Source organism: Micromonospora sp. II (assembly GCF_001709195.1).
GTDB lineage: Bacteria > Actinomycetota > Actinomycetes > Mycobacteriales > Micromonosporaceae > Micromonospora > Micromonospora chalcea.
In genome coordinates this window covers 36,881-57,173 of record NZ_LYXF01000012.1, presented here as the reverse complement: position 1 = coordinate 57,173, position 20,293 = coordinate 36,881, and the positions used below count along the sequence as shown (strand labels likewise).

The window sequence follows — 20,293 nt, the reverse complement described above, 5'->3', positions numbered from 1 at the left end:
CAACCCCGGGAGCCTCACCTGGCGTGACTATCCCGAATCTGATCGGAGGTCCGGATGAGTGATCGCGACACGGCGTTCGCGGAGTACTTCTCGGCGAGGCACCGCGCCATGCGCGCCACCGCGTATCTGCTCTGCGGTGACTGGCACCGCGCGGAGGACCTGGTCCAGACCGGGTTCACCAAGCTGTACCTGGTCTGGAACCGGGTCGACCGGCACGACGCGCTCGACTCCTACGTGCGCCAGATCATCGTCCGGTCCTTCCTCGACGAACGGCGGCGGGGCTGGTGGCGGCGGGAACGGGTGGGCACGCCCGACGCCGATCCACCGGCGCCCGCGAGTCCGTCCGAGGACCGGCTCGTGGTGCTCCAGGCGCTCGCCGCCGTACCGCCCCGGCAGCGCGCCGTCCTGGTCCTCCGCTACTGGGAGGACCTGCCGGTCGACGAGGTGGCGGCGCTGCTGAACTGCTCGCCGGGAACGGTGAAGAGCCAGTCCGCCCGGGGCCTGGACACGTTGCGCGGCCTCCTGTCACCCATGCACTCATCGAGCGAGAAGGGGCAACGATGAACGGAGACCAGCTGCGCGAGGCGCTTCGCGACGAGATGCTCGGCGTCGCCGCGCCGCCGCGACCGAGCACGGACGGCATGCTGCGCTCCGCCCGCCGGGCACGCAACCGGCGCCGGGTCATCCGGGCGTGTGCCGGATCGGCGACGGCGGTAATCGCCGTCGCGGGTGTCGTGGCCCTCGCCACCCCGGACGGCGGCGACCGACGCCCGCCCGCCGCGCTGCCGCAGACCGCCCCGTCGCCGGACGACAGCGCCGAGCCGATGCCGACCGGGCCCGACGGCCTGCCCCAGGAGGACCGCACCGCGCGGGCGGGCACCCGGTACCACAAGGCCGTCCTGCTGCTCGACCAGCTCGTCACAGTGGTGCCCGCCGGCTACACCGCTGAGAAGACCGTCTCCAGCAAGACCGGGAAGGAGACGCTGGGCACGCACGAGGCCAACTTCATCGGACGGGCCGACGGCGCCGAGCTGTGGAGCTACACGGCCTCGGTCGACGTGGCGAAGGGGACGTGGAGGGGACGCCTGCTCACCGAGGTGCACACACCGGGGAACCCGCTGCCGACCGAACCGTGTGGCCTGGCGCGCGCGTTCTGGGGCATGGGGGGCATGGGGGGCGAGTGCCAGCCGATGACCGTCGGCGACGCGACTGTGGGTGTGGTGGTTCGTCCCGGCGCGGACGACCGGTTCGACCAGTGGGCGGCCTACCGGCACCCCGACGGCATGGTGGTCTTCGTGGCGCAGGGCGCGTACGACAGGCAGACATCCGCGTCCCCGCTGCCGTTCACCGCGCGCGAACTGGCGACGCTCGCCGTCGACCAGCGGCTGCACCTTGGGTAGCCCCGAGGTGGGCGCGGCTGAACTACCCTCGCGCCGGTGAACACTGTGGAGATCGATGCGCCAGTCGTCGGTGTGACCGTCTACCCGGACCGCGCGCGGGTCACCCGCCGGGGTGGCCTCCGGCTCGCCGCGGGGGAACATCGGGTACGCGTCGCGCCGCTCCCGCTGGGCCTGCGGCGGGACTCGATCCGGGTGGGCGGTCACGGCCCGGCCACCGTGCTCGGTGTCGACGTGACCGCCCACCGGCAGGCCCGCAGCACCGACGCACAGGTCGTCGAGCTGGAACGGCGGCGGCGGGAACTCGCCGACGAGGTGGCCGAGGTCGAGGACACGGACGCGATCGAGGCCCAGCGCGGCGAGTTCCTCACCCGGCTGGCCGAGCGCGCCGGTGGCACGTACGCCCGGGCCCTGGCCGCCGGCGACGCGGCCCCCGCCGACGTCGCGGCCTTCACCGAGTCGGTGTCCGGTCAGCTCGCCGAGTCCCGGGCCCGGCGGCGCGGGCTGGCCCGGCGGCGCACCGACCTGGCGGAGGAGCTGGCCGCCGTCGACCGCGAGCTGGCGGCGGCGCGCGGCAAGCGGGCGCCGGACCGGCTGGCCGCCGAGGTGTCGGTCTCGGTGGACGCCGACGACGCCGAGGTGGAGCTGGAGCTGACCTACCTGGTGGACGGCGCCCGCTGGACCCCCTCCTACGACCTGCGGCTGGTCGGCGACACCATGACCGTCACCTGGTTCGGGCTGGTCAGCCAGGGCACCGGGGAGGACTGGCCGGAGTGCGAACTCCTGCTCTCCACCGCCCGCCCGGCGGCGGCGGCGAGCGGCGTACCCGAACTGTCGCCCTGGTATCTCGACCGGCTCCGCCCGCAGCCGCCGGTGGCCGTGTCGGCCGCGTCGTTCGACGGGACGTTGCCGCCCCCGGCGCCCGGCGCGGCGCCGCCGCCGGGCCGGGCCGGCGCGGCCCGGTCGGCGGCGGTCCGGCCGGCCGTGCGGGAGAGCGTGGCCGAGGTCGAGCAGGGCGTCACGGCGGCGACCTACCGGCCCGCCCGGCCGGTGGCGGTGCCGGCCGACGGCAGCGCGCACCGGGTGACGGTCGCGGCGCTGGAGCTGCCGGCCCGGCTGGACCACGTCAGCGTGCCGGTACGTGCCGCCGAGGCGCACCTGCGGGCGACGGTACGCAACACGTCCGACCACACGCTGCTGCCCGGCCCGGCGTCGGTGTTCCATGGCGCGGACTTCGTCGCGGCGACGCGGTTGACCATGTGGGCGCCGGGCGAGGAGACCGAGCTGGCGCTGGGGGTCGACGACCGGGTACGGGTGGAGCGGAAGCTGCACCGGCGCACCGAGAGCAGGGCGACGCTCGGGTCGACGCGGCGGCGGGAGGTGGAGTACCGGATGACTGTCGCGAACCACACGCCCCGCCCGGCGACTGTCGAGGTGCGCGACCAGTTGCCGGTTTCCCGGGACGAGTCCGTGGTGGTACGCGAGACGACGCTGACGCCGCCGCCCGCCGAGCGTACGGAGCTGGGCGAGCTGACCTGGCGGCTGTCGCTCGCGCCGGGCGAGAGCGGCGAGATCGCGCTGGGCTTCCGGGTGGAGCTGGCCAAGGGCGTCGAGCTGACCGGCTGGCGGGAGTAGCCGCACGCAGGCGTTAGGAAGGGCCCCTTCTTATGCAGAATGCGTTAAGAAGGGGCCCTTCCTTCGGTCCGGTCAGACGCGGCGACGACCGTACAGGCCGGCGAAGATCGCGACGCCGATGGCCGCGAAGCCGACCTGGAGCGCCAGCTCGATCCAGTCGATGCCGGGAGTGTCGGCGACGCCGAACGCGCCGGCCACCAGGGTGCCGACGAGCGCGGCGACCACACCGATGAGCAGGGTCAGCCAGATCGGGATGTTCTGCTTGCCCGGCACCACCAGGCGCCCGAGCGCACCGATGACCAGGCCGATGATGAGCGCGGTGAAGAAGCCCGTGATCTCCACGAGAGGCGTCCCTTCCCTCGGATGTGTTGGCGCCTCGCTGGTTGCCCCGATCAACCGTCCGGCCAAACGTACGGTCCGATTTCGTCACAGAACTGTCATGACCGGGCCGGTCAGTGCTCCGAGTGCTGGCGGCGGCGCGGCGCGCCGGGCGGCTCGTCCCGGTCGATGCGCAGTTCCCGCTCCAACTCGGCGATGACCATGCGCAGGTCGTCCAGGCGCTGACTGATCGCGATCCGGTCCACCTCGTCCGGTATCCCGTCGCCGTCTTCGTCGTAGTCCGGCGCCAGCCCCTCGGTCATCTCCAGCCGGCGCGCCTCCTCCATCGAGTTGACGATGACCGCGATGAGGATGTTCAGCAGCAGATTGACCGCGATCATCACGAAGCTGACGTAGTAGAGAAGCGTCCACGGTGACACCTCAAGGCCCTGTTCCAGCAGGTCCGGCAGCGTCTCCAGGGACAGCAGCACGAACAGCGTGACGAGGGAACGGCCGATGTCGCCGTACTGCTCGGGGTAACGGTCGCCGAAGATCAGCCAGCCGGCCATGCCGTACACGTAGAGCGTGACGGCGGCGAGCGCGAGGAACCCGGCGACGCCGGGCAGGCTGCGCCACAGCGCCGTGACGATGGTCCGCAGGCCGGGCGAGAAGCGGACCAGCCGCAGCACCCGGGCGACCCGGATGAACCGCAGCACGCCCGAGTCGCCGTGCAGTCCCGGGATGAAGATGGCCGCGGTGACCAGCAGGTCGAAGACGTTCCAGCCGTGCCGGAAGAAGTCCTGCGGACGGCGGCCGTACGCGAGGATCCGGATGGTGATCTCCACGACGAAGGCGGCCCGGAACATCAGCTCCGTCCACCGCAGCACCGGCCCGGCGGCGCCCAGGTTCGGGTACGTCTCGATACCCAGCACCACTCCGTTGGCCATGATGAGCACCACGATGGCCACCTCGAACGGCCGGGACGCGACGAGCCGGGCACAGTGGCCCGCCAGCCCTCGCCTCCCCGTGCTCGTCCGGCGACCGCCGCGCGGGGTCGGCACCGTGTCCCCGATCAGCGCCTACCTCCACGACACGAGGTCCGGGCAACGTACGGACGACGGGGGGTAGTCACCCGGACACTTTAGTGGATCACCGACGGCGCGCGGTCACGGCCGAGGCCCGGCCGGCCCGGCTCACAGCCAGCCGCGGCGCTTGAACAGCAGATAGAGCGCGCCGCAGACGGCGAGCATCAGGGCGAGCGCGAACAGATAGCCGTACCGCCAGCCCAGCTCCGGCATGTGCCCGAAGTTCATCCCGTACACGGTGCCGATCAGGGTCGGCGCGAACAGGATGGCGGCCCAGGCGGAGACCCGCTTGACCTCCTCGTTCTGCTCGAAGCTGGCGGCGGTCAGGCTGCGCATCTCCTCGTTCTGCGCCTGCGATAACAGCGTGGCGTTGACGGTGAGGATGTTCTGGAGCAGGTGCCGGAACCCGTCCACCCGCTCCACCACCTGGGTGAGGTGGTCGGCCACGTCGCGCAGCCGACGGCGCAGCTCCTCGTCCGTGCCGTACTTGTCGAACCCGTGTGCCAGCTCGTCCACCACCTTCAGCAGCGGGCGGGCGGCCCGCTGGAACTGGATCACCTCGCGGCTCAGCTCGTAGATGCGGCGGCTGGCGTTCGGGTCGCCGCCGAACACCTCGGTCTCGACCTCGTCGATGTCGTTCTCCAGCCCGGCCACCACCGGCGCGTAGCCGTCCACCACCCGGTCGAGCACGGCGTAGAGCACCGCTTCCGGGCCGAGCGCGAGCACGTTCGGCTCGGCCTCCAGCCGCCGTCGTACGCCGGCCAGGTCGGGCGTGCCGCCGTGCCGCACGGTGATCACGAATCCGGGCCCGAGGAACAGGTGCAGCTCGGCGAACTCGACCGCGTCCCGCTCGTCCAGGTAGCGGGCGGCGCGCAGCACCACGAACAGGGTGTCGCCGTAGCGTTCCAGCTTGGGGCGCTGATGGGCGTTGATCGCGTCCTCGACGGCCAGGTCGGGGAGCTGGAACTCGGCGGCGAGCGAGGCGATCTGCTCGCGGCCCGGCCGGAGCAGCCCGATCCAGGCCATCGCGTCGTCGAGCTGCTGCAGGCAGCGGTACGTGTCGGCGAGGCTGACCGGCGACGCCCGCCGTACCCCGCCGACGTAGACGCCGCTGTCGACCAGCCCGTCGGGGCGCTCCGGCTCCGCCGCGCCGGCGTCGATGGCGTGTTCGTCCAGTTGCCGGCCGAACCCCTCCGAGGACCGGTTGCCCGCCATGCCCCTCCCCCGCAGCCCGACCGGCTCGCCGAGTCCCCCGCCGAGGCGGTCGCAAACGTCAGGGGCGGTAGCGGTAGCCCATCCCCGGCTCGGTGATCAGGTGCCGGGGCCGGGCCGGATCGTCCTCCAGCTTGCGCCGCAACTGGGCCATGTACTGCCGCAGGTAGTTCGTCTCCTGGTGGTACTCCGGCCCCCACACGTCGTGCAGCAGCTGACGCTGGCTGACCAGCTTGCCCGGGTTGCGCAGCAGCTTCTCCAGCATCGCCCACTGGGTGGGGGTCAGCTTGACCTCGACGCCGTCGTCCCGGGTGACGGTCCGGTCGGCCAGGTCGACGGTGTTGCGGCCGATCCGCAGCGCTGGCACGGCGGGCGTGGCCGGGGCGAGCCGCCGGGTCACCGCCCGGATGCGGGCCAGCAGCTCGTCGACCCCGAACGGCTTGGTGACGTAGTCGTCGGCGCCCGCGTCGAGCGCGGCCACCTTGTCCTCGCTGCCGGCCCGGCCGGAGAGCACGATGATCGGCACGGTGGTCCAGCCGCGCAGGCCCCGGATCACCTCGGTGCCGTCCAGATCCGGCAGGCCCAGGTCGAGCACCACCAGGTCCGGCGGGTGCCCGGCGGCGGCCTTGAGCGCGGCGGCGCCGCTGCCTGCGACCTCCACGTCGTAGCCCCGGGCGCGCAGGTTGATCCGCAGGGCGCGCAGGATCTGCGGCTCGTCGTCGACGACCAGGATCCGGGTCATTCCTGCGGCCCTTCCGCGTGCGGGGCGGCCGGCAGCCGCAACACCATGGTGAGCCCGCCGCCGGGCGTGGTCTCCGGGGTGATGCTGCCACCCATCGCCTCGGCGAGGCCCCGGGACAGCGCCAGCCCGAGGCCGACGCCGGTCTGGTTGTCCCGGTCGCCGAGGCGCTGGAACGGCAGGAAGACGTGCTCCCACTGGTCCTCCGGGATGCCCGGCCCGGTGTCGATCACCCGCAGCTCGACCTGCCCGGCGTGCGCGCTGCCGGTGATCGTCGGCGGGCGGCCGGGCGGGCTGTGCCGCAGCGCGTTCGACACCACGTTTACGAGCACGCGCTCCAGCAGGCCCGGGTCGGCCAGCGCCGCCGGCAGGTCGGCCGGGATGTCCGTGGTCACCTCGGCCGCCGCCGGGCCCAGTTCGTCGAGGGCCCGGGGTACGGCGTCCTCCAGCCCGATCGCGGTGGTGGTGACGCCCAGCGCGCCGGCCTGCAGGCGGCTCATGTCGAGCAGGTTCGCCACCAGCCGGCCCAGCCGGTCCAGCGACTCGTCGGCGGTGGCCAGCAGTTCCTCCCGGTCGTCCGGGTCGAACTCGACGTCGTGGCTGCGCAGGCTGCTCACCGCGGCCTTGGCCGACGCCAGCGGCGTACGCAGGTCGTGGCTGACCGCCGCGAGCAGCGCGGTGCGCATCCGGTCGGCGGCGGCCAGCGGGCGGGCGGTGGCGGCCTCCTCGGCCAGCCGTTCCTGGCGCAGCGCGACGGCGGCCTGCGCGGCGAACGCCTCCACCACCCGGCGGTCGGCCGCCTCCAGCCGCCGGCCGGCGAGCACCACGCTGAGCCGGTCGTCGACCGGCACCACCGTCTCGCCCGCGCCCGGGCTACCGGGCGGCCGCTCGCCGACGCTCGCCACCACCCGCCAGGCGTCCGCGTCCCGGGCGCGCGCCGGGCGTCCGCCGGCCTCGTCGGTCAGCTCCAGCACGCTCACCGCCCGCAGCCCGAACGTCTCCCGCAGCCGGTCCAGCAGGGCGGGCAGCGGCCGCTCGCCGCGCAGCACGCTGCCCGCGACGGTGGCCAGGGTCTGCGCGTCGGCGGAGGCCCGGGCCGCCTCCCGGGTACGCCGGGCCGCCACGTCGACCACCCAGCTCACCGCGATGGCGACACCGACGAACACGCCGAGAGCGAGCAGGTTGTCCGCCTCGGCGATGGTCAGCGTCCGGTACGGCGGGGTGAAGAACCAGTTGAGCAGCAGCGAGCCGCCGAGCGCGGCGACCAGCGCCGGCCAGAGCCCGCCGACCAGCGCCACGCCCACCACACCGGCGAGGAACAGCAGGATGTCGTTTGTGAGCGTGAGGTCGGGCAGCGTCCGCAGCAGCAGCGTGAGCAGGGGCATGCCGAGCAATGCGAGCGCGTACCCGATCAGTCGCCGGCGTCGCGACAGCGCGGCGGGCACCGACGTGCCCCGGCGCCCGCGGCCCGCCTCGGGGTGGGTGACCAGATGCACGTCGATCGGGCCGGACAGCGCGGTGGTGGTCACCCCGACGCCCCGGGCGAACACCTGCGCGAACCGGCCCCGGCGGCTCGCGCCGAGCACGAGCTGGGTGGCGTTGACGCCCCGGGCGAAGTCCAGCAGTGACGCCGGGATGTCGGTGCCGAGCACCTGGTGGTACGTGCCGCCGAGGCTCTCCACCAGCACCCGCTGCCGGGCCAGCTGGGCCGGGTCGGCGCCGGCCAGCCCGTCGCTGCGGGCGACGTGCACGGCGAGCAGGTCGGCGCCCTTGCTGCGGGCGGCGATCCGGGCCGCCCGGCGGATCAGCGTCTCGCCCTCCGGGCCGCCGGTCAGCGCGACGACCACCCGTTCCCGCGTCTCCCAGGTGTCGGAGATGCCCTGCTGGGCCCGGTACGCGTCGAGCTGCTCGTCGACCTTGCCGGCCAGCCAGAGCAGCGCCAGCTCGCGCAGCGCGGTGAGGTTGCCGACCCGGAAGTAGTTGCCGAGCGCGGCGTCGATCTTGTCGGGCCGGTAGATGTTGCCGTGCGCCATCCGGCGGCGCAGCGCCTCCGGCGTCATGTCCACCAGCTCGACCTGCTCGGCGGCGCGGACCACCTGGTCCGGCACGGTCTCCCGCTGGGTGGTGCCGGTGATCTGCGCGACCACGTCGTTGAGCGACTCCAGGTGCTGCACGTTGACCGTGGACAGCACGCTGATGCCGGCGTCGAGCAGCTCCTGCACGTCCTGCCAGCGCTTCTCGTGCCGGGAGCCGGGCACGTTGGTGTGGGCCAGCTCGTCCACCACGACGACCTCGGGCCGCCGGGCCAGCACGGCGTCCAGGTCCATCTCGGTGAACTCGACGCCCCGGTACGTCATCGGGCGGCGCGGCACCACCTCCAGGTCGCCGATCATCTCGGCGGTGTGCCGGCGCCCGTGCGTCTCGACCAGGCCGATCACCACGTCGGTGCCGCGCTCGGCCCGGCGCTGGGCCTCCTCCAGCATCGCGTACGTCTTGCCGACGCCCGGGGCGGCCCCGAGATAGATCCGCAGTTCACCCCTGCCCACGCCCCCATCCTCCCTGAGTGCAAGGAAGGGCCCCCTGTTAACGCCTCGCGAGGTGAAGGGGGCCCTTCTTAACACTTCCGTCAGCGCGCCGGGAACGCCTCGTCCAGCGCGAGGTTGAGTTCCAGCACGTTCACCCCCGGCTCGCCCATGAAGCCCAGCGCCCGGCCGGTGGTGTGCTCGGCGACCAGCCGCCGTACCGCCGCCGGGTCCGCGCCGCGCTCCCGCGCCACCCGGGCCACCTGCCTCCGGGCGTACGCCGGGGAGATGTGCGGGTCGAGGCCGCTGCCGCTGGCGGTGACCGCGTCGGCCGGTACGGCGGGCCGGGCCGGGGCGTCCCCGCGGACCGGGGTGACGATGCCGCCCTCGGCCACGTAGTCGTGACCGGGCTGCGCCGCCTCCACCGGTACGCCCTGCCAGGTGGTGACGAACGGCGTCGCGGGCGCGGCCTGGTTGACGCTCACCACGCGGGTGATCCGGCCGGTGAGTCCGTCGGCGCGGAACACGGCGAGCACCGCGCCCACCCCGTCCGGCGTGCAGTACGGGCGCCGCCCGTCCACGCCGTCCAGTTCGCCGACCGCCTTGCTGCGGGCGCAGACCTGGGTGAGCAGGCTCGACGTGGAGTCGGCGGGGTCGGCGGAGAGCGTGTCCACCACGCTCTCCGGGCCGAGGTTGCCGGCCGCGGTGGCGGTCGGGTCGTAGCCGTCCCCGGCGGCCGACGGGCGGGACTGGAAGTAGCGCGGGATCGGGTTGCCGTCCGCGTCGGTGAACGACTGGCCGATCAGCGAGCTGCCGACGGTACGGCCGTCGACGGTGAGCAGTGACCCGTCGGCCCTGCCGTCGAGGCCTGGGAGCCGGCCGGCGGCGACCAGGGCGAGCGGGTAGAGCAGGCCGAGCAGCACGGTGAAGACGAGCACCGCGCGCAGGGCGGCCAGGTGCTGGGAGAGCCAACTGGGAAGGCGCATCACGAGATCCCCGGGACGAACTGGACGAGCAGGTCGATGAGCTTGATGCCGACGAACGGCACCACGATGCCGCCGAGGCCGTAGAGCCACAGGTTGCGGCGCAGCAGCGCGGACGCGCTGGCCGGGCGGTACCGCACACCGCGCAGGGCCAGCGGGATCAGCGCCACGATGACTATCGCGTTGAAGACGACGGCGGAGAGGATCGCCGACTCGGGGCTGGCCAGCCGCATGATGTTCAGCCGGTCCAGCGACGGGTAGATGCCGGCGAACATGGCCGGGATGATCGCGAAGTACTTCGCGATGTCGTTGGCGATGCTGAACGTCGTCAGCGCGCCCCGGGTGATCAGCAACTGCTTGCCGATCTCTACGATCTCGATCAGCTTGGTCGGGTCGGAGTCGAGGTCGACCATGTTGCCGGCCTCCTTCGCCGCCGACGTGCCGGTGTTCATGGCCACGCCGACGTCCGCCTGGGCCAGCGCGGGCGCGTCGTTCGTGCCGTCGCCGGTCATCGCGACCAGCCGGCCGCCCTCCTGCTCCTTCTTGATCAGGGCGAGCTTGTCCTCCGGCGTGGCCTCGGCGAGGAAGTCGTCCACGCCCGCCTCGTCGGCGATCGCCTTCGCGGTACGCGGGTTGTCGCCGGTGATCATCACGGTGCGGATGCCCATCCGGCGCATCTCGTCGAAGCGCTCCCGCATGCCGGCCTTCACCACGTCCTTGAGGTGGATGACGCCGAGCGCCCGGGCCGGTTCGCCCGCCACGTGCTCGGCCACCACCAGCGGCGTACCGCCGGTGCCGCTGATCGCGTCGACCAGCTCACCGACCTGTTCGGTCGGGTGGCCGCCGTTGTCGCGTACCCACTTCATCACCGCGGCGGCGGCGCCCTTGCGGACGTGCCGGACGCCGCCGCCGGCGTCGAGGTCGACGCCGCTCATCCGGGTCTGCGCGGTGAACGGCACGAACGTGGCGTGCGGGATGAGGCCGGGCTCGCGCTCGCGCAGCCCGTACCCGTTCTTCGCGAGCACCACCACCGAGCGGCCCTCGGGGGTCTCGTCGGCCAGGCTGGACAGCTGCGCCGCGTCGGCGAGCGTGGCCGCGTCGACCCCGGTCACCGGCAGGAACTCGGCGGCCTGCCGGTTGCCGAGCGTGATCGTGCCGGTCTTGTCCAGCAGCAGCGTGTTGACGTCGCCCGCCGCCTCGACCGCCCGGCCGCTCATCGCCAGCACGTTGCGCTGCACGAGCCGGTCCATGCCGGCGATGCCGATAGCGGACAGCAGCGCGCCGATGGTGGTCGGGATGAGACAGACCAGCAGCGATACGAGGACGACGCCGGTGACGCCGGAGTCGGTGATCGCCGCGGTGTCCGGCGCGGCGGCCTGGTAACCCTTCGCGAAGATCGCCATGGGCTGGAGCGTGACGACGGCGAGCAGGAAGACGATCGTCAGCGCGGCCAGCAGGATGTTCAGCGCGATCTCGTTCGGCGTCTTCTGCCGGTTGGCGCCCTCGACCAGCGCGATCATCCGGTCGATGAAGCTCTCGCCGGGCTTCTGGGTGATCCGCACGACGATCCGGTCGGAGAGCACCCGGGTGCCGCCGGTGACCGCGCTGCGGTCGCCGCCGGACTCCCGGATCACCGGGGCGGACTCGCCGGTGATCGCCGACTCGTCGACGCTGGCGATGCCCTCGACCACGTCGCCGTCACCGGGAATGACCTGCCCGGCCTCGACCAGGACGACGTCACCCTGGCGCAGTTGCGGCGCGGGCACCGCCTCGTCCCGGAACGCGTTCGCGGCGGCGCCGGGAGTCCAGCCGACCAGGCGGGTGGCGACGGTGTCCTGCTTGGCCCGGCGCAGCGTGTCGGCCTGCGCCTTGCCACGCCCCTCGGCGACCGCCTCGGCCAGGTTCGCGAAGATCACCGTGAGCCAGAGCCAGACCGTGATCGCCACGGCGAACACCGACGGGTCGGTCACCGCGAGCACAGTGGTGAACAGCGCGCCGATCTCCACGATCAGCATCACCGGGTTGCGCCACAGCGTGCGCGGGTCGAGCTTGCGCAGCGCGTCCGGCAGCGACGCGATCAGCTGGCGAGGGTCGAGCAGCCCGCCGCCGACCCGGTCGTCGCGGCGCCCCGGCGTACCTGCCACCGGCGCTTCGACGGTCTGCACAGGTGCTGTCATGTCCTTGTCTCTCATGGTGGTCACAGCCCTTCGGCCAGCGGGCCGAGCGCGAGCGCGGGAAGGAAGGTGAGCGCGACGAGGACCACCGTGACGCCGACGACCATGCCGACGAACAGCGGCCGGTGGGTCGGCAGGGTGCCCTCGGAGGCGGGTGTGGGTTGCTGGCGGGCCAGCGAGCCGGCCAGCGCGAGCACGAAGATGATCGGCAGGAACCGGCCGAGCAGCATGCAGAGCCCGAGCGCGGTGTTCCACCACGGCGTGTTAAYGGTGATGCCGGCGAACGCGGAGCCGTTGTTGTTGCTGGCCGAGGTGAACGCGTAGAGCACTTCGGACAGCCCGTGCGGCCCGACGTTCAGCGCTGTCGAGGCGTTGCCGGTGGCGAACGCTGCGGCGGTGCCGGTGAGCACCAGCGCCGGGGTGATCAGGAAGTACATCGAGGCGAACTTGATCTCGCGCGAGCCGATCTTCTTGCCCAGGTACTCCGGGGTGCGCCCGACCATCAGCCCGGCCACGAACACCGTGATCACCGCGAGGATCAGCAGCCCGTACAGGCCCGCGCCGACGCCGCCGGGCGCGACCTCGCCGAGCATCATGTTGCCCAGCGTCATCATGCCGCCCAGCGCGGTGTACGAGTCGTGGAACGAGTTGACGGCGCCGGTCGAGGTGAGCGTGGTGGCCGCCGCGAACGTGGCCGAATTCGACACGTCGAAGCGCACCTCCTTGCCCTCCATCGCCGCGCCGACCGCCTGCGGCACCGTGCCGTCGCCGGTCAGCTCGAAGACGTTGGTCAACGTGATGCTGGCGAGCGCCAGGATCGCCATCACGGCGACGATCGCGTAGCCCTGCCGCTTCTGCCCCACCATCCGGCCGAAGACCCGGGGCAGGCTGAACGGGATCACCAGGATCAGGAAGATCTCCAGCCAGTTCGTCCACGCGGTCGGGTTCTCGAACGGGTGGGAGCTGTTGACGTTGTAGAAGCCGCCGCCGTTGGTGCCCAGCTCCTTGATGACCTCCTGGCTCGCCACCGGTCCGCCGGTGACGGTCTGGGCGCCGCCGGTCAGCGTGGTCACGTCGGTGCCGCCGGAGAGGTTCTGCACCACGCCGCCGAGCATCAGCGCGAGCGCGCCGAGCACCGCGATCGGCAGCAGGATCCGCAGCGTGACCCGGGTCAGGTCGACCCAGAAGTTGCCCAGCTCGCCGGTGCGGCTACGGGCGAAGCCCCGGACCAGCGCCACCGCCACGGCGATGCCGACGGCGGCCGAGACGAAGTTCTGCACCGCCAGCCCGGCCATCTGGACCAGGTGGCCCATCGTCGACTCGCCCGAGTACCACTGCCAGTTCGTGTTGGTCACGAACGACACAGCGGTGTTCCAGGCGCCGTGCGGCACCACCGGGTCGAAACCCAGCGAGAGCCACAGGTGGTTCTGCAGCCGCTGGAACGCGTACAGGAACAGCAGGGAGACGGCCGAGAAGGCCAGCACCGAGCGGGCGTACACGCCCCAGGTCTGCTCGGCGGCCGGGTCGACCCCGACCAGGCGGTAGATCCCCCGCTCGACGCGGGACGACCGGGTTCCGGCCACCACGCGGTACATGTGGTCGCCGAACGGCCGGTGCACGGCGACCAGCGCCACCACCAGCGACAGGACGAAGAGCACGCCGGCTGTGGTCATGCTCATCAGAAGCGCTCCGGGAACAGCAGGGCGACGACCAGGAACACGCCCAACCCGATCGCCAGCACCAGGCCGACGGCGTTGACGGCGCTCACAGCTTCTCCACGCCCCTCACCACGAGGGCGAGAGCCGCGAACAGCCCCACCGTCAGCAACACGAACAGCACGTCAGACACGGCTGATCTCTCCTAGCGGAAGATGTCCTCGCGACCGCCTCCCGGCCGCGCCGGGCAATCACAACGCCGTATCCGCCGGACCGACAGGGGTCTTGACGCGACCATCACGCGCGACGGCGGTTTCTTGACGCGCTTTTCACGCCGCCTCCGTGGGCGGTGATCCGGGTCACCGGACGGGCCTCGGCCCCGATCGACCGGAGGTGCCGGTAGCCGGTGCCGAGCACCGCGGCGAACCCGATCGGCACGGCCTGGGACCAGGCGTCACCCGGGCCGGTCAGCTCGCCGTAGCGGTGGGCGAGGAACCCGACGAAGACCGCCGCACCCAGCGCGGCCACCGCCGCGACCGCGCGCAGATCGGCCACCACAGCGGCGTACGCCCCGACGACGCCCGCCATCACCAGGACCCGCCCGGGCCGCTCGTCGGGTGTGAACACCCCGGCCGCCACCAGCGCCGCGCCGACCACCACGACGGCGCCGGCGGCCACCCGGAACCCGGTGCACCCGTCCGCCCGTTCTCGTCCCATGTCCGCCTCCCGCGTCGGTACGTCCTTCGCGGGCCATACCAGCCGGGCCGGGTGGGCACGGTCGACGGCTTTGACGGATCCGGTACGGGCGGGCCGGGACTTTTCACGCCGCCTTCACGGACCGCCCGGCGCGGGGACCGTGACGGGCCGGTCCGCCGCCTACGCTGGCCCGGTGACCACCGAACTGACAGAGCTGTCGGACGAGCTGGGCGCCGACCTGATCGTCCGGACCGCCACCGGTTACCGGCTGCCGCTCACCGACGCGCAGGTGGACGTGAAGGCGGTGCTGCGGGTGCTCGACGACTGCGAGCAGGGTGGTGCGAGGCGTCGCGGAGCCCGTGACGGCCGGCGGGATCAGCGCGGTTTCACGACGGTTTCACGCCGCCGGGCCACCCGTCGATCGCGCGGTGCACGGGCCTCGTGACTGAGCGCGCGGTCAGCGGGGCATCGCCCGCCAGCCGGAGCCGCTCGCCCGCCACGCCCCGGCGAGGATGCTCGCCGAGCCGCGGCTCGGGCACTGCTGGATGCGGGACCGGCCGCTGGCCCCACCGATCTGCGCCTGGACCTGCCACTGGCTTCCGTCGGTGCGGATGTAGACGTCGCGCCGTCCGCGAGGGTTGCTGACGCCGTTCCACCAGTGTTCCTCGACCACCATGCCGTGACCGTACCGCAGGAGACCCGGAGCAGCACAGACGCAAATTGGTTGCCACCGCCGGCCGTACGGCGGGACGCTCCCCGGATGACAGCACCGGACCTGCCGCGCCAGTTCACCATCCGCGAGGGCGACCTGCGGATCCTCAACCCGTTCGACGACGTCAAGCTGGCCACGCTGGGCCGCGCGATCCGGCTGCGCCCCGGTGACGAGCTGCTCGATCTGTGCAGCGGCAAGGGCGAGCTGCTCTGCACCTGGGCCCGCGACCACGGGATCACCGGCACCGGCGTCGACATCAGCAGCGCCTTCACCGCCGCCGCCCGGGAACGCGCCGCCGAACTCGGCGTCACCGACCGGGTACGTTTCGTGCACGGCGACGCGGCTGCGTACTCGCCGGAGCGGCCGGTCGACGTGGCCGCCTGCGTCGGCGCCACCTGGATCGGCGACGGGGTGCCGGGCACGCTGGAGCTGCTCGGCCGGGCGCTGCGGCCGGGCGGCATGGCGCTCGTCGGGGAGCCCTACTGGCGGCGTGACCCGCCGGACGAGGAGGCCGTCACCGGGTCGCACGCCCGGTCCCGGGACGAGTTCCAGGATCTGCCCGGTCTGGTCCGGCTCTTCGGCGAGTGCGGCTGGGACCTGGTCGAGATGGTCCTCGCCGACCAGGACAGCTGGGACCGGTACGCCGCCGCGCACTGGCTGAACCTGCGTCGCTGGCTGGACGCCAATCCGGACGACGAACTGGCTCCGGAGCTGCGCCGGGAGCTGACCGAGGATCCGCTGCGATACGTCCGTTTCCAGCGCGAGTACCTGGGGTGGGGAGTGTTCGCGCTGCTGCGCCGGTGAGCTGCTTAACGAACGGCTACGCAGGGTAAAGACAGATCATGGGACAGTTGCGCACCTCGCCTCCGCCGCCGGAGGCCACTGAGCTGGAGCAATGGGTGCTGGACAGTCCCGAGGATCTACGCGGTCTGCGCGCCTCGCTGCGGGACGCGCTGAACCGGCACGGGCTGGTGCAGGGCGAGGACCTGGACGAGGTGCCGCACCTGGTCGTGCTGGTCGCCACCGAGCTGGCCAGCAACGCGCTGCGGCACGGACGGCCGCCGACCATCGTCACGCTGCTCGCCACCGACGACCGGTTCCTGCTGGACGTCGCCGACCACGACGTCAGCTCGGTGCCGGAGCTGACCGACATCAGCCCGACCGACTCGGGCGGGCGAGGGCTGTTCCTCGCCCAGTCGGTCTCGCTCGACGTCGGCTGGTACGCCACCGACGCCACCAAGAACATCTGGGCCGCGTTCTCCCGCTGACGGCCCGCCGCCGGTTCAGCGGTCGCCGGCCGGGACGGGGTCGTCGTACTGGCCGGGCGGTCCGGTGAGCGGTTCGGCGCCCACGATCGGCCACGGGTTCGGCGTGCACCCGTGCAGCCCGAGCGTCTGCTGCACCATCACCGGCGCCGGACCGCCGGCCCGGGGGCACAGCTCGTGTCCCCGGCCCAGCCGGTGGCCGACCTCGTGGTTGAGCAGGTACTCCCGGTAGCGGGAGAGGTCGGCCACGTGCGGCACCCCGTACACCCAGCGGGCCACGTTGATCACCACCCGGTCGCCGTTGCGGCAGGACGTGTAGGTGTCGCTCGGGTCGCCGCAGAGCCGTCCCCGGGTCACCGGCGTGGTGAGCAGCACGGTGAAGTCGGCCCGGTCGTCGCGGCCCACCCGTTGCAGCCGCCACCGGCCGTCGCCGGTCCAGCCCCGCCGGTCGGCGAGCGTCGCCGCCACCTCACTGGCGAAGCGTTCCACGTCCACGTTGCGGATGCCGTCCTCGACGGCGACCCGGTAGCGCAGCAGCTCGCCGGAGCGCCCGGCCACCGCGCCGACGGTGTCGGCGGTGCGGAAGGTGCCGCCGCCCCGGGTCGGGTAGACGATGCCGGGTACCACCCGCCCGGCCGCCGGGACCGGCGTCGGCACCGTCGTCGGCGCGGGACGCGCGTCCGGCGGGGTCGGTGCCGCCGCCTGCACGGTCCGCCGCACGTCCACGCGGTCCAGCAGGTCCGGGTGCCGGGCGGCGTACCCGCCGGCGGCGAGCGCGGCCCCGACCAGTACCACCGCCAGGATGCGCAGTGATCGCGGCCTCCGCCGTCGCCGGTGCAGCCCTCGGTCGTACCCGCCCACGTCGATCTCCGTCCGTCGCCCCCACGCGCTCGGGCAGGAGTACGGACGGCAGCCCCGGACGGTTGAACGGGCCGGCCGGGTACCGTCGGTGCCGGGGTGAGCGAGAGGCCGCCTGCCGGAGTTCAGGGAGAGCCACCCGTGTCACCAGCCGACCGACTGCTCGACGACGCCGTCGCGACGGCGCGCGGCACCGACGTACGCGCCGCCGAGCGGGCCCTCGACGGGCTGGTGGTGGCCGACGGCGCGGCGGTGGACGCGGCGCTGCTGGCCCGGCTGACCCGGGACGTGGGCCGGCTCTGGCCACGCGGCTGGCAGCCCGCCGACCTGGACCGGCTCGCCACCCGGCGGCTGACCCCGCGCGGTGCCCGCCTGCTGCGCGACGCCATGGCCGCGCAGCGGCGCACGCTGCCCGCGCCGGTCCCGGAGTGGTTCGACGCACAGCTCACCGACCTGGGCGCGACCTGGGACGGCGACGCGGGCTGGCTGGACCGGCGCGCCGACGGCGACCGGATCACCACGTTGCGCGACGCGGTCGACGCGCTCGTCCTGGTGGCGGGGCTGCCGCCGATCGCGGCGCTCCGGCCGCCGCCCGGCTCGGCGGGCACCGCACTCGCCGCCGCGACGCCGAGCGGCTCCCGGATGCTCGACCGGGTACGCGCGCTGCTCGCCAAGGCCGAGTCGACCGCCTACCCGGCCGAGGCGGAGGCGTTCACCGCCAAGGCGCAGGAGTTGATGGCCCGGCACAGCATCGACGCGGCGCTGCTCGACGCCGCCGCCGAGCGCTCCGGCGGTCCGGGCGGCGTCCGGATCGGGGTCGACGCCCCGTACGCGGCGGCGAAGGCGCTGCTGGTCCAGGAGGTGGCGGCGGCGAACCGGTGCGAGTCGGTCTGGTCCGACGACCTGGGCTTCGCCACAGTGCTCGGCTTCCCGGCCGACCTGGCGGCGGTGGAGTTGCTGCACACCTCGCTGCTGGTGCAGGCCACCGCCGCGATGCTGCGCGGCCGGCGCGAGCGCGGAAAGGCAGGCGGGCGGCGCACCAAGGGCTACGACGAGTCGTTCCTCAACGCGTTCGCGCTGCGGATCGGCGACCGGCTGCGGGAAGCCAGCGCGGCGGCGGCCGGACAGAGCGACGACGACCGACTGCTGCCGGTGCTCGCGGCCCGCTCGGACGCCGTCCGGGAGCGGGTCGACCAGCTCTTTCCCGGCACCACGYGGCACCGGCTCCAGGTGCGCGACGAACAGGGCTGGGTCTCCGGCACCAGCGCGGCCGACCGCGCCTCGCTCGATCCGGGCCGCCCGGCGCGCCGCCCGGTGCGCGGTTCTCGCTGACTTCCTGGCCGATGATGTCGGTTCGGGCGGACCGGCTCCGACCCGTCTGCGAGGCGCCACCGACGGTGGCCCGAACCCGAGGAGTGCACGGTGAAGTACATGCTGCTGATCTGGAACCGGCCCGGCTTCGTGGAGGAGCTGTCCGAGGCGGAACGCAACGCGATCTTCGGCGAGGTCGACGAGATCATGAAGGAGCTGTCCGAGTCCGGTGAGCTGGTCGGCGGTGAGGCGCTGGCGCACCCGTCGCAGGCCCGTACGGCCCGTCCGGCCGCCGGTGGCGGCACCGAGATCACCGACGGGCCGTTCGTGGAGAGCAAGGAGCAGTTCGCGGGTTACCTGACCGTCGACTGCGAGACCCCGGAGCGGGCTGCCGAGATCGCCGCGCGCTGGCCGGACGTGCGGCACGGTTTCGGCGTGCTGGAGGTGCGAGCGGTGATGGAGCAGGCCGGGACGGAGATGTGACCTCACCTGCGGTCGAGGACCTGCTGCGCACGCTCGCGCCGCAGGTCCTCGGCGTGCTCGTGCGCCGGCACGGCCAGTTCTACGCCTGCGAGGACGCGGTCCAGGAGGCGCTGCTGGCTGCCGCCGTCCAGTGGCCGGAGCAGGGCCTGCCGGACCATCCCCGAGCGTGGCTGGTCACCGTCGCCACCCGCCGGCTCACCGACGAGTGGCGCGGTGAGCACGCCCGCCGGGCACGCGAGGTCGCGGTGGCGGTCCGGCAGCCCGCGTACGCGACTGTCGCGCCGCCCGCCGACGAGGAGCCGCCCGGCGGGGACGACACGCTGAGGCTGCTGTTCCTCTGCTGTCATCCGGCGCTGCCGGTCAGCGCGCAGGTGGCGCTCACGCTGCGTGCGGTGGGCGGGTTGAGCACCGCCGAGATCGCCCGCGCGTACCTGGTGCCGGAGGCGACCATGAGCCAGCGGATCCGGCGCGCGAAGCAGCGGATCGAGGCGGCCGGCGCGCGTTTCACGCTGCCCTCGCCGGCCGACCGGGACGAGCGGCTGGGCGCGGTGCTGCGCGTGCTCTACCTGGTCTTCAACGAGGGGTACGCGGCGTCGAGCGGCGAGGCGCTGCACCGGGCGGAGCTGACCGCCGAGGCGATCCGGCTGGCCCGGGAGCTGCGCCGGCTGCTCCCGGACGACGGCGAGGTGGCCGGGCTGCTGGCGCTGATGCTGCTCACCGACGCGCACCGGGCGGCGCGGACCGGGCCGGACGGCGAGCTGGTGCCGCTGGCCGAGCAGGACCGCGGCCGGTGGGACCGGGCTGCGATCGAGGAGGGGGTGGCGCTGGTGACCGAGGCGCTGACCTGGTCGTCGCCGGGCCCGTACCAGGTGCAGGCGGCCATCGCGGCGGTGCACGCGGAGGCACCCACCGCCGGGACCACCGACTGGCCGCAGATCGTCTCGCTCTACCGGGTGCTGGCCCACCTCGCGCCGAACCCGATGGTCACGCTGAACCAGGCGGTCGCGGTGGCCATGGTGGACGGCCCGCGCGCCGGGCTCGCGCTGCTGGAGCCGCTCGACGCCGACGGCCGGACCGCCGGCCACCACCGGCTCACCGCTGTCCGCGCGCATCTGCTCGACCTGGCCGGGGACCGGGCGGACGCGCGGGCCGCGTACCTGGCCGCCGCCCGGGCCACCACGAGCCTGCCGGAACGGCGGTACCTGCAGGCCCGCGCCGCCCGCCTGGCCGGTGACGGGCCGCGCTGAT

At 73.4% G+C, this 20,293-nt stretch carries 21 protein-coding genes; 9 read left to right on the top strand and 12 right to left on the bottom strand.

Features of this window, described 5'->3' with window-relative positions; all coding sequences use genetic code 11:
- Positions 1-54: 54 nt before the first annotated feature.
- From A8711_RS07920 to A8711_RS07910, 3 genes are read left to right on the top strand one after another with little or no spacing between them, the layout of a single operon-like run.
- Positions 55-564 carry a SigE family RNA polymerase sigma factor gene (locus A8711_RS07920; RefSeq protein WP_043327033.1) on the top strand — a complete coding sequence of 170 codons (510 nt, stop codon included), beginning with the start codon at positions 55-57 and terminating at the stop codon, positions 562-564.
- A complete protein-coding gene (locus A8711_RS07915; protein ID WP_043327035.1) occupies positions 561-1,400 on the top strand; it encodes a hypothetical protein in 840 nt (279 codons plus the stop codon). Before A8711_RS07920 ends, A8711_RS07915 begins: the two co-directional genes overlap by 4 nt.
- Before the next feature lie 36 nt (positions 1,401-1,436).
- A complete protein-coding gene (locus tag A8711_RS07910) occupies positions 1,437-3,032 on the top strand; it encodes a DUF4139 domain-containing protein (protein ID WP_069087843.1) in 1,596 nt (531 codons plus the stop codon).
- A gap of 72 nt (positions 3,033-3,104) precedes the next feature.
- Here the strand turns inward: A8711_RS07910 and A8711_RS07905 are convergent, their stop codons facing one another.
- The 10 genes from A8711_RS07905 to A8711_RS32740 form a co-directional block, all read right to left on the bottom strand.
- Positions 3,105-3,374 (bottom strand): GlsB/YeaQ/YmgE family stress response membrane protein, encoded by a 270-nt coding sequence (locus A8711_RS07905; RefSeq protein WP_043327037.1) that lies wholly within the window; start codon positions 3,372-3,374, stop codon positions 3,105-3,107.
- Between the two features lie 110 nt (positions 3,375-3,484).
- Entirely contained in the window at positions 3,485-4,411 is a 927-nt protein-coding gene (locus tag A8711_RS07900; RefSeq protein ID WP_043327039.1) for an ion transporter, read from the bottom strand.
- A 132-nt stretch (positions 4,412-4,543) separates the two neighbouring features.
- Positions 4,544-5,650, bottom strand: coding sequence for a magnesium and cobalt transport protein CorA (locus A8711_RS07895; protein ID WP_064448595.1), 1,107 nt, complete (start codon positions 5,648-5,650; stop codon positions 4,544-4,546).
- Between the two features lie 58 nt (positions 5,651-5,708).
- On the bottom strand, positions 5,709-6,389 hold the full coding sequence (locus A8711_RS07890; RefSeq protein WP_064448596.1) for a response regulator: 681 nt from the start codon (positions 6,387-6,389) through the stop codon (positions 5,709-5,711).
- Positions 6,386-8,932 (bottom strand): DUF4118 domain-containing protein, encoded by a 2,547-nt coding sequence (locus A8711_RS07885; protein ID WP_069087842.1) that lies wholly within the window; start codon positions 8,930-8,932, stop codon positions 6,386-6,388. Before A8711_RS07885 ends, A8711_RS07890 begins: the two co-directional genes overlap by 4 nt.
- An 80-nt stretch (positions 8,933-9,012) precedes the next feature.
- Positions 9,013-9,894 (bottom strand): potassium-transporting ATPase subunit C, encoded by an 882-nt coding sequence (locus tag A8711_RS07880; protein ID WP_069087841.1) that lies wholly within the window; start codon positions 9,892-9,894, stop codon positions 9,013-9,015.
- Entirely contained in the window at positions 9,894-12,068 is a 2,175-nt protein-coding gene (gene kdpB, locus A8711_RS07875) for a potassium-transporting ATPase subunit KdpB (protein WP_069087840.1), read from the bottom strand. Before kdpB ends, A8711_RS07880 begins: the two co-directional genes overlap by 1 nt.
- Before the next feature lie 20 nt (positions 12,069-12,088).
- A complete protein-coding gene (gene kdpA / locus A8711_RS07870; protein ID WP_069087839.1) occupies positions 12,089-13,744 on the bottom strand; it encodes a potassium-transporting ATPase subunit KdpA in 1,656 nt (551 codons plus the stop codon).
- On the bottom strand, positions 13,744-13,833 hold the full coding sequence (gene kdpF, locus A8711_RS07865; protein WP_036343797.1) for a K(+)-transporting ATPase subunit F: 90 nt from the start codon (positions 13,831-13,833) through the stop codon (positions 13,744-13,746). The genes kdpA and kdpF overlap by 1 nt, the downstream gene beginning before the upstream one ends.
- A 184-nt stretch (positions 13,834-14,017) precedes the next feature.
- Positions 14,018-14,437 (bottom strand): hypothetical protein, encoded by a 420-nt coding sequence (locus A8711_RS32740; protein WP_223201253.1) that lies wholly within the window; start codon positions 14,435-14,437, stop codon positions 14,018-14,020.
- A gap of 172 nt (positions 14,438-14,609) precedes the next feature.
- On the opposite strand from A8711_RS32740, the gene A8711_RS07855 reads away from it, so the two are divergent.
- Positions 14,610-14,861: a hypothetical protein gene (locus A8711_RS07855; RefSeq protein ID WP_124778899.1), complete on the top strand. Its 252-nt coding sequence runs from the start codon at positions 14,610-14,612 to the stop codon at positions 14,859-14,861.
- 12 nt (positions 14,862-14,873) lie between these two features.
- Here A8711_RS07855 and A8711_RS07850 read toward each other — a convergent pair whose 3' ends face one another.
- Entirely contained in the window at positions 14,874-15,092 is a 219-nt protein-coding gene (locus tag A8711_RS07850) for a hypothetical protein (protein ID WP_030503492.1), read from the bottom strand.
- A gap of 84 nt (positions 15,093-15,176) precedes the next feature.
- Here A8711_RS07850 and A8711_RS07845 point away from each other — a divergent pair, with 84 nt between their 5' ends.
- Together A8711_RS07845 and A8711_RS07840 are read left to right on the top strand one after the other, a co-directional pair.
- Positions 15,177-15,932, top strand: a complete 756-nt coding sequence (locus tag A8711_RS07845) for a cyclopropane-fatty-acyl-phospholipid synthase family protein (protein ID WP_064448601.1) — start codon at positions 15,177-15,179, stop codon at positions 15,930-15,932.
- Between the two features lie 38 nt (positions 15,933-15,970).
- On the top strand, positions 15,971-16,396 hold the full coding sequence (locus tag A8711_RS07840; RefSeq protein WP_043327055.1) for an ATP-binding protein: 426 nt from the start codon (positions 15,971-15,973) through the stop codon (positions 16,394-16,396).
- A 15-nt stretch (positions 16,397-16,411) separates the two neighbouring features.
- Here A8711_RS07840 and A8711_RS07835 read toward each other — a convergent pair whose 3' ends face one another.
- On the bottom strand, positions 16,412-17,254 hold the full coding sequence (locus tag A8711_RS07835; RefSeq protein WP_051611270.1) for a DUF3152 domain-containing protein: 843 nt from the start codon (positions 17,252-17,254) through the stop codon (positions 16,412-16,414).
- Positions 17,255-17,392: 138 nt separating this feature from the next.
- Here A8711_RS07835 and A8711_RS07830 point away from each other — a divergent pair, with 138 nt between their 5' ends.
- The 3 genes from A8711_RS07830 to A8711_RS07820 all read left to right on the top strand — a co-directional run bounded on the left by A8711_RS07830 (position 17,393) and on the right by A8711_RS07820 (position 20,292).
- A complete protein-coding gene (locus A8711_RS07830; protein ID WP_069087837.1) occupies positions 17,393-18,583 on the top strand; it encodes a DUF2786 domain-containing protein in 1,191 nt (396 codons plus the stop codon).
- A 99-nt stretch (positions 18,584-18,682) separates the two neighbouring features.
- A complete protein-coding gene (locus A8711_RS07825; RefSeq protein WP_205796229.1) occupies positions 18,683-19,045 on the top strand; it encodes a YciI family protein in 363 nt (120 codons plus the stop codon).
- A complete protein-coding gene (locus tag A8711_RS07820) occupies positions 19,042-20,292 on the top strand; it encodes an RNA polymerase sigma factor (RefSeq protein WP_064448603.1) in 1,251 nt (416 codons plus the stop codon). The genes A8711_RS07825 and A8711_RS07820 overlap by 4 nt, the downstream gene beginning before the upstream one ends.
- Position 20,293: the final 1 nt, after the last annotated feature.

What these genes read in the sequence shown, in the direction of transcription:
- A8711_RS07880 (WP_069087841.1), bottom strand. Translation starts at nt 9,894, where the DNA reads ATGCGCCTTCCCAGTTGGCTCTCCCAGCACCTGGCCGCCCTGCGCGCG.
- A8711_RS07895 (WP_064448595.1), bottom strand. Translation starts at nt 5,650, where the DNA reads ATGGCGGGCAACCGGTCCTCGGAGGGGTTCGGCCGGCAACTGGACGAA.
- A8711_RS07825 (WP_205796229.1), top strand. Translation starts at nt 18,683, where the DNA reads ATGCTGCTGATCTGGAACCGGCCCGGCTTCGTGGAGGAGCTGTCCGAG.
- A8711_RS07845 (WP_064448601.1), top strand. Translation starts at nt 15,177, where the DNA reads ATGACAGCACCGGACCTGCCGCGCCAGTTCACCATCCGCGAGGGCGAC.
- kdpB (WP_069087840.1), bottom strand. Translation starts at nt 12,068, where the DNA reads ATGACAGCACCTGTGCAGACCGTCGAAGCGCCGGTGGCAGGTACGCCG.
- A8711_RS32740 (WP_223201253.1), bottom strand. Translation starts at nt 14,437, where the DNA reads ATGGGACGAGAACGGGCGGACGGGTGCACCGGGTTCCGGGTGGCCGCC.
- A8711_RS07890 (WP_064448596.1), bottom strand. Translation starts at nt 6,389, where the DNA reads ATGACCCGGATCCTGGTCGTCGACGACGAGCCGCAGATCCTGCGCGCC.
- A8711_RS07920 (WP_043327033.1), top strand. Translation starts at nt 55, where the DNA reads ATGAGTGATCGCGACACGGCGTTCGCGGAGTACTTCTCGGCGAGGCAC.
- A8711_RS07915 (WP_043327035.1), top strand. Translation starts at nt 561, where the DNA reads ATGAACGGAGACCAGCTGCGCGAGGCGCTTCGCGACGAGATGCTCGGC.
- A8711_RS07850 (WP_030503492.1), bottom strand. Translation starts at nt 15,092, where the DNA reads ATGGTGGTCGAGGAACACTGGTGGAACGGCGTCAGCAACCCTCGCGGA.
- A8711_RS07840 (WP_043327055.1), top strand. Translation starts at nt 15,971, where the DNA reads ATGGGACAGTTGCGCACCTCGCCTCCGCCGCCGGAGGCCACTGAGCTG.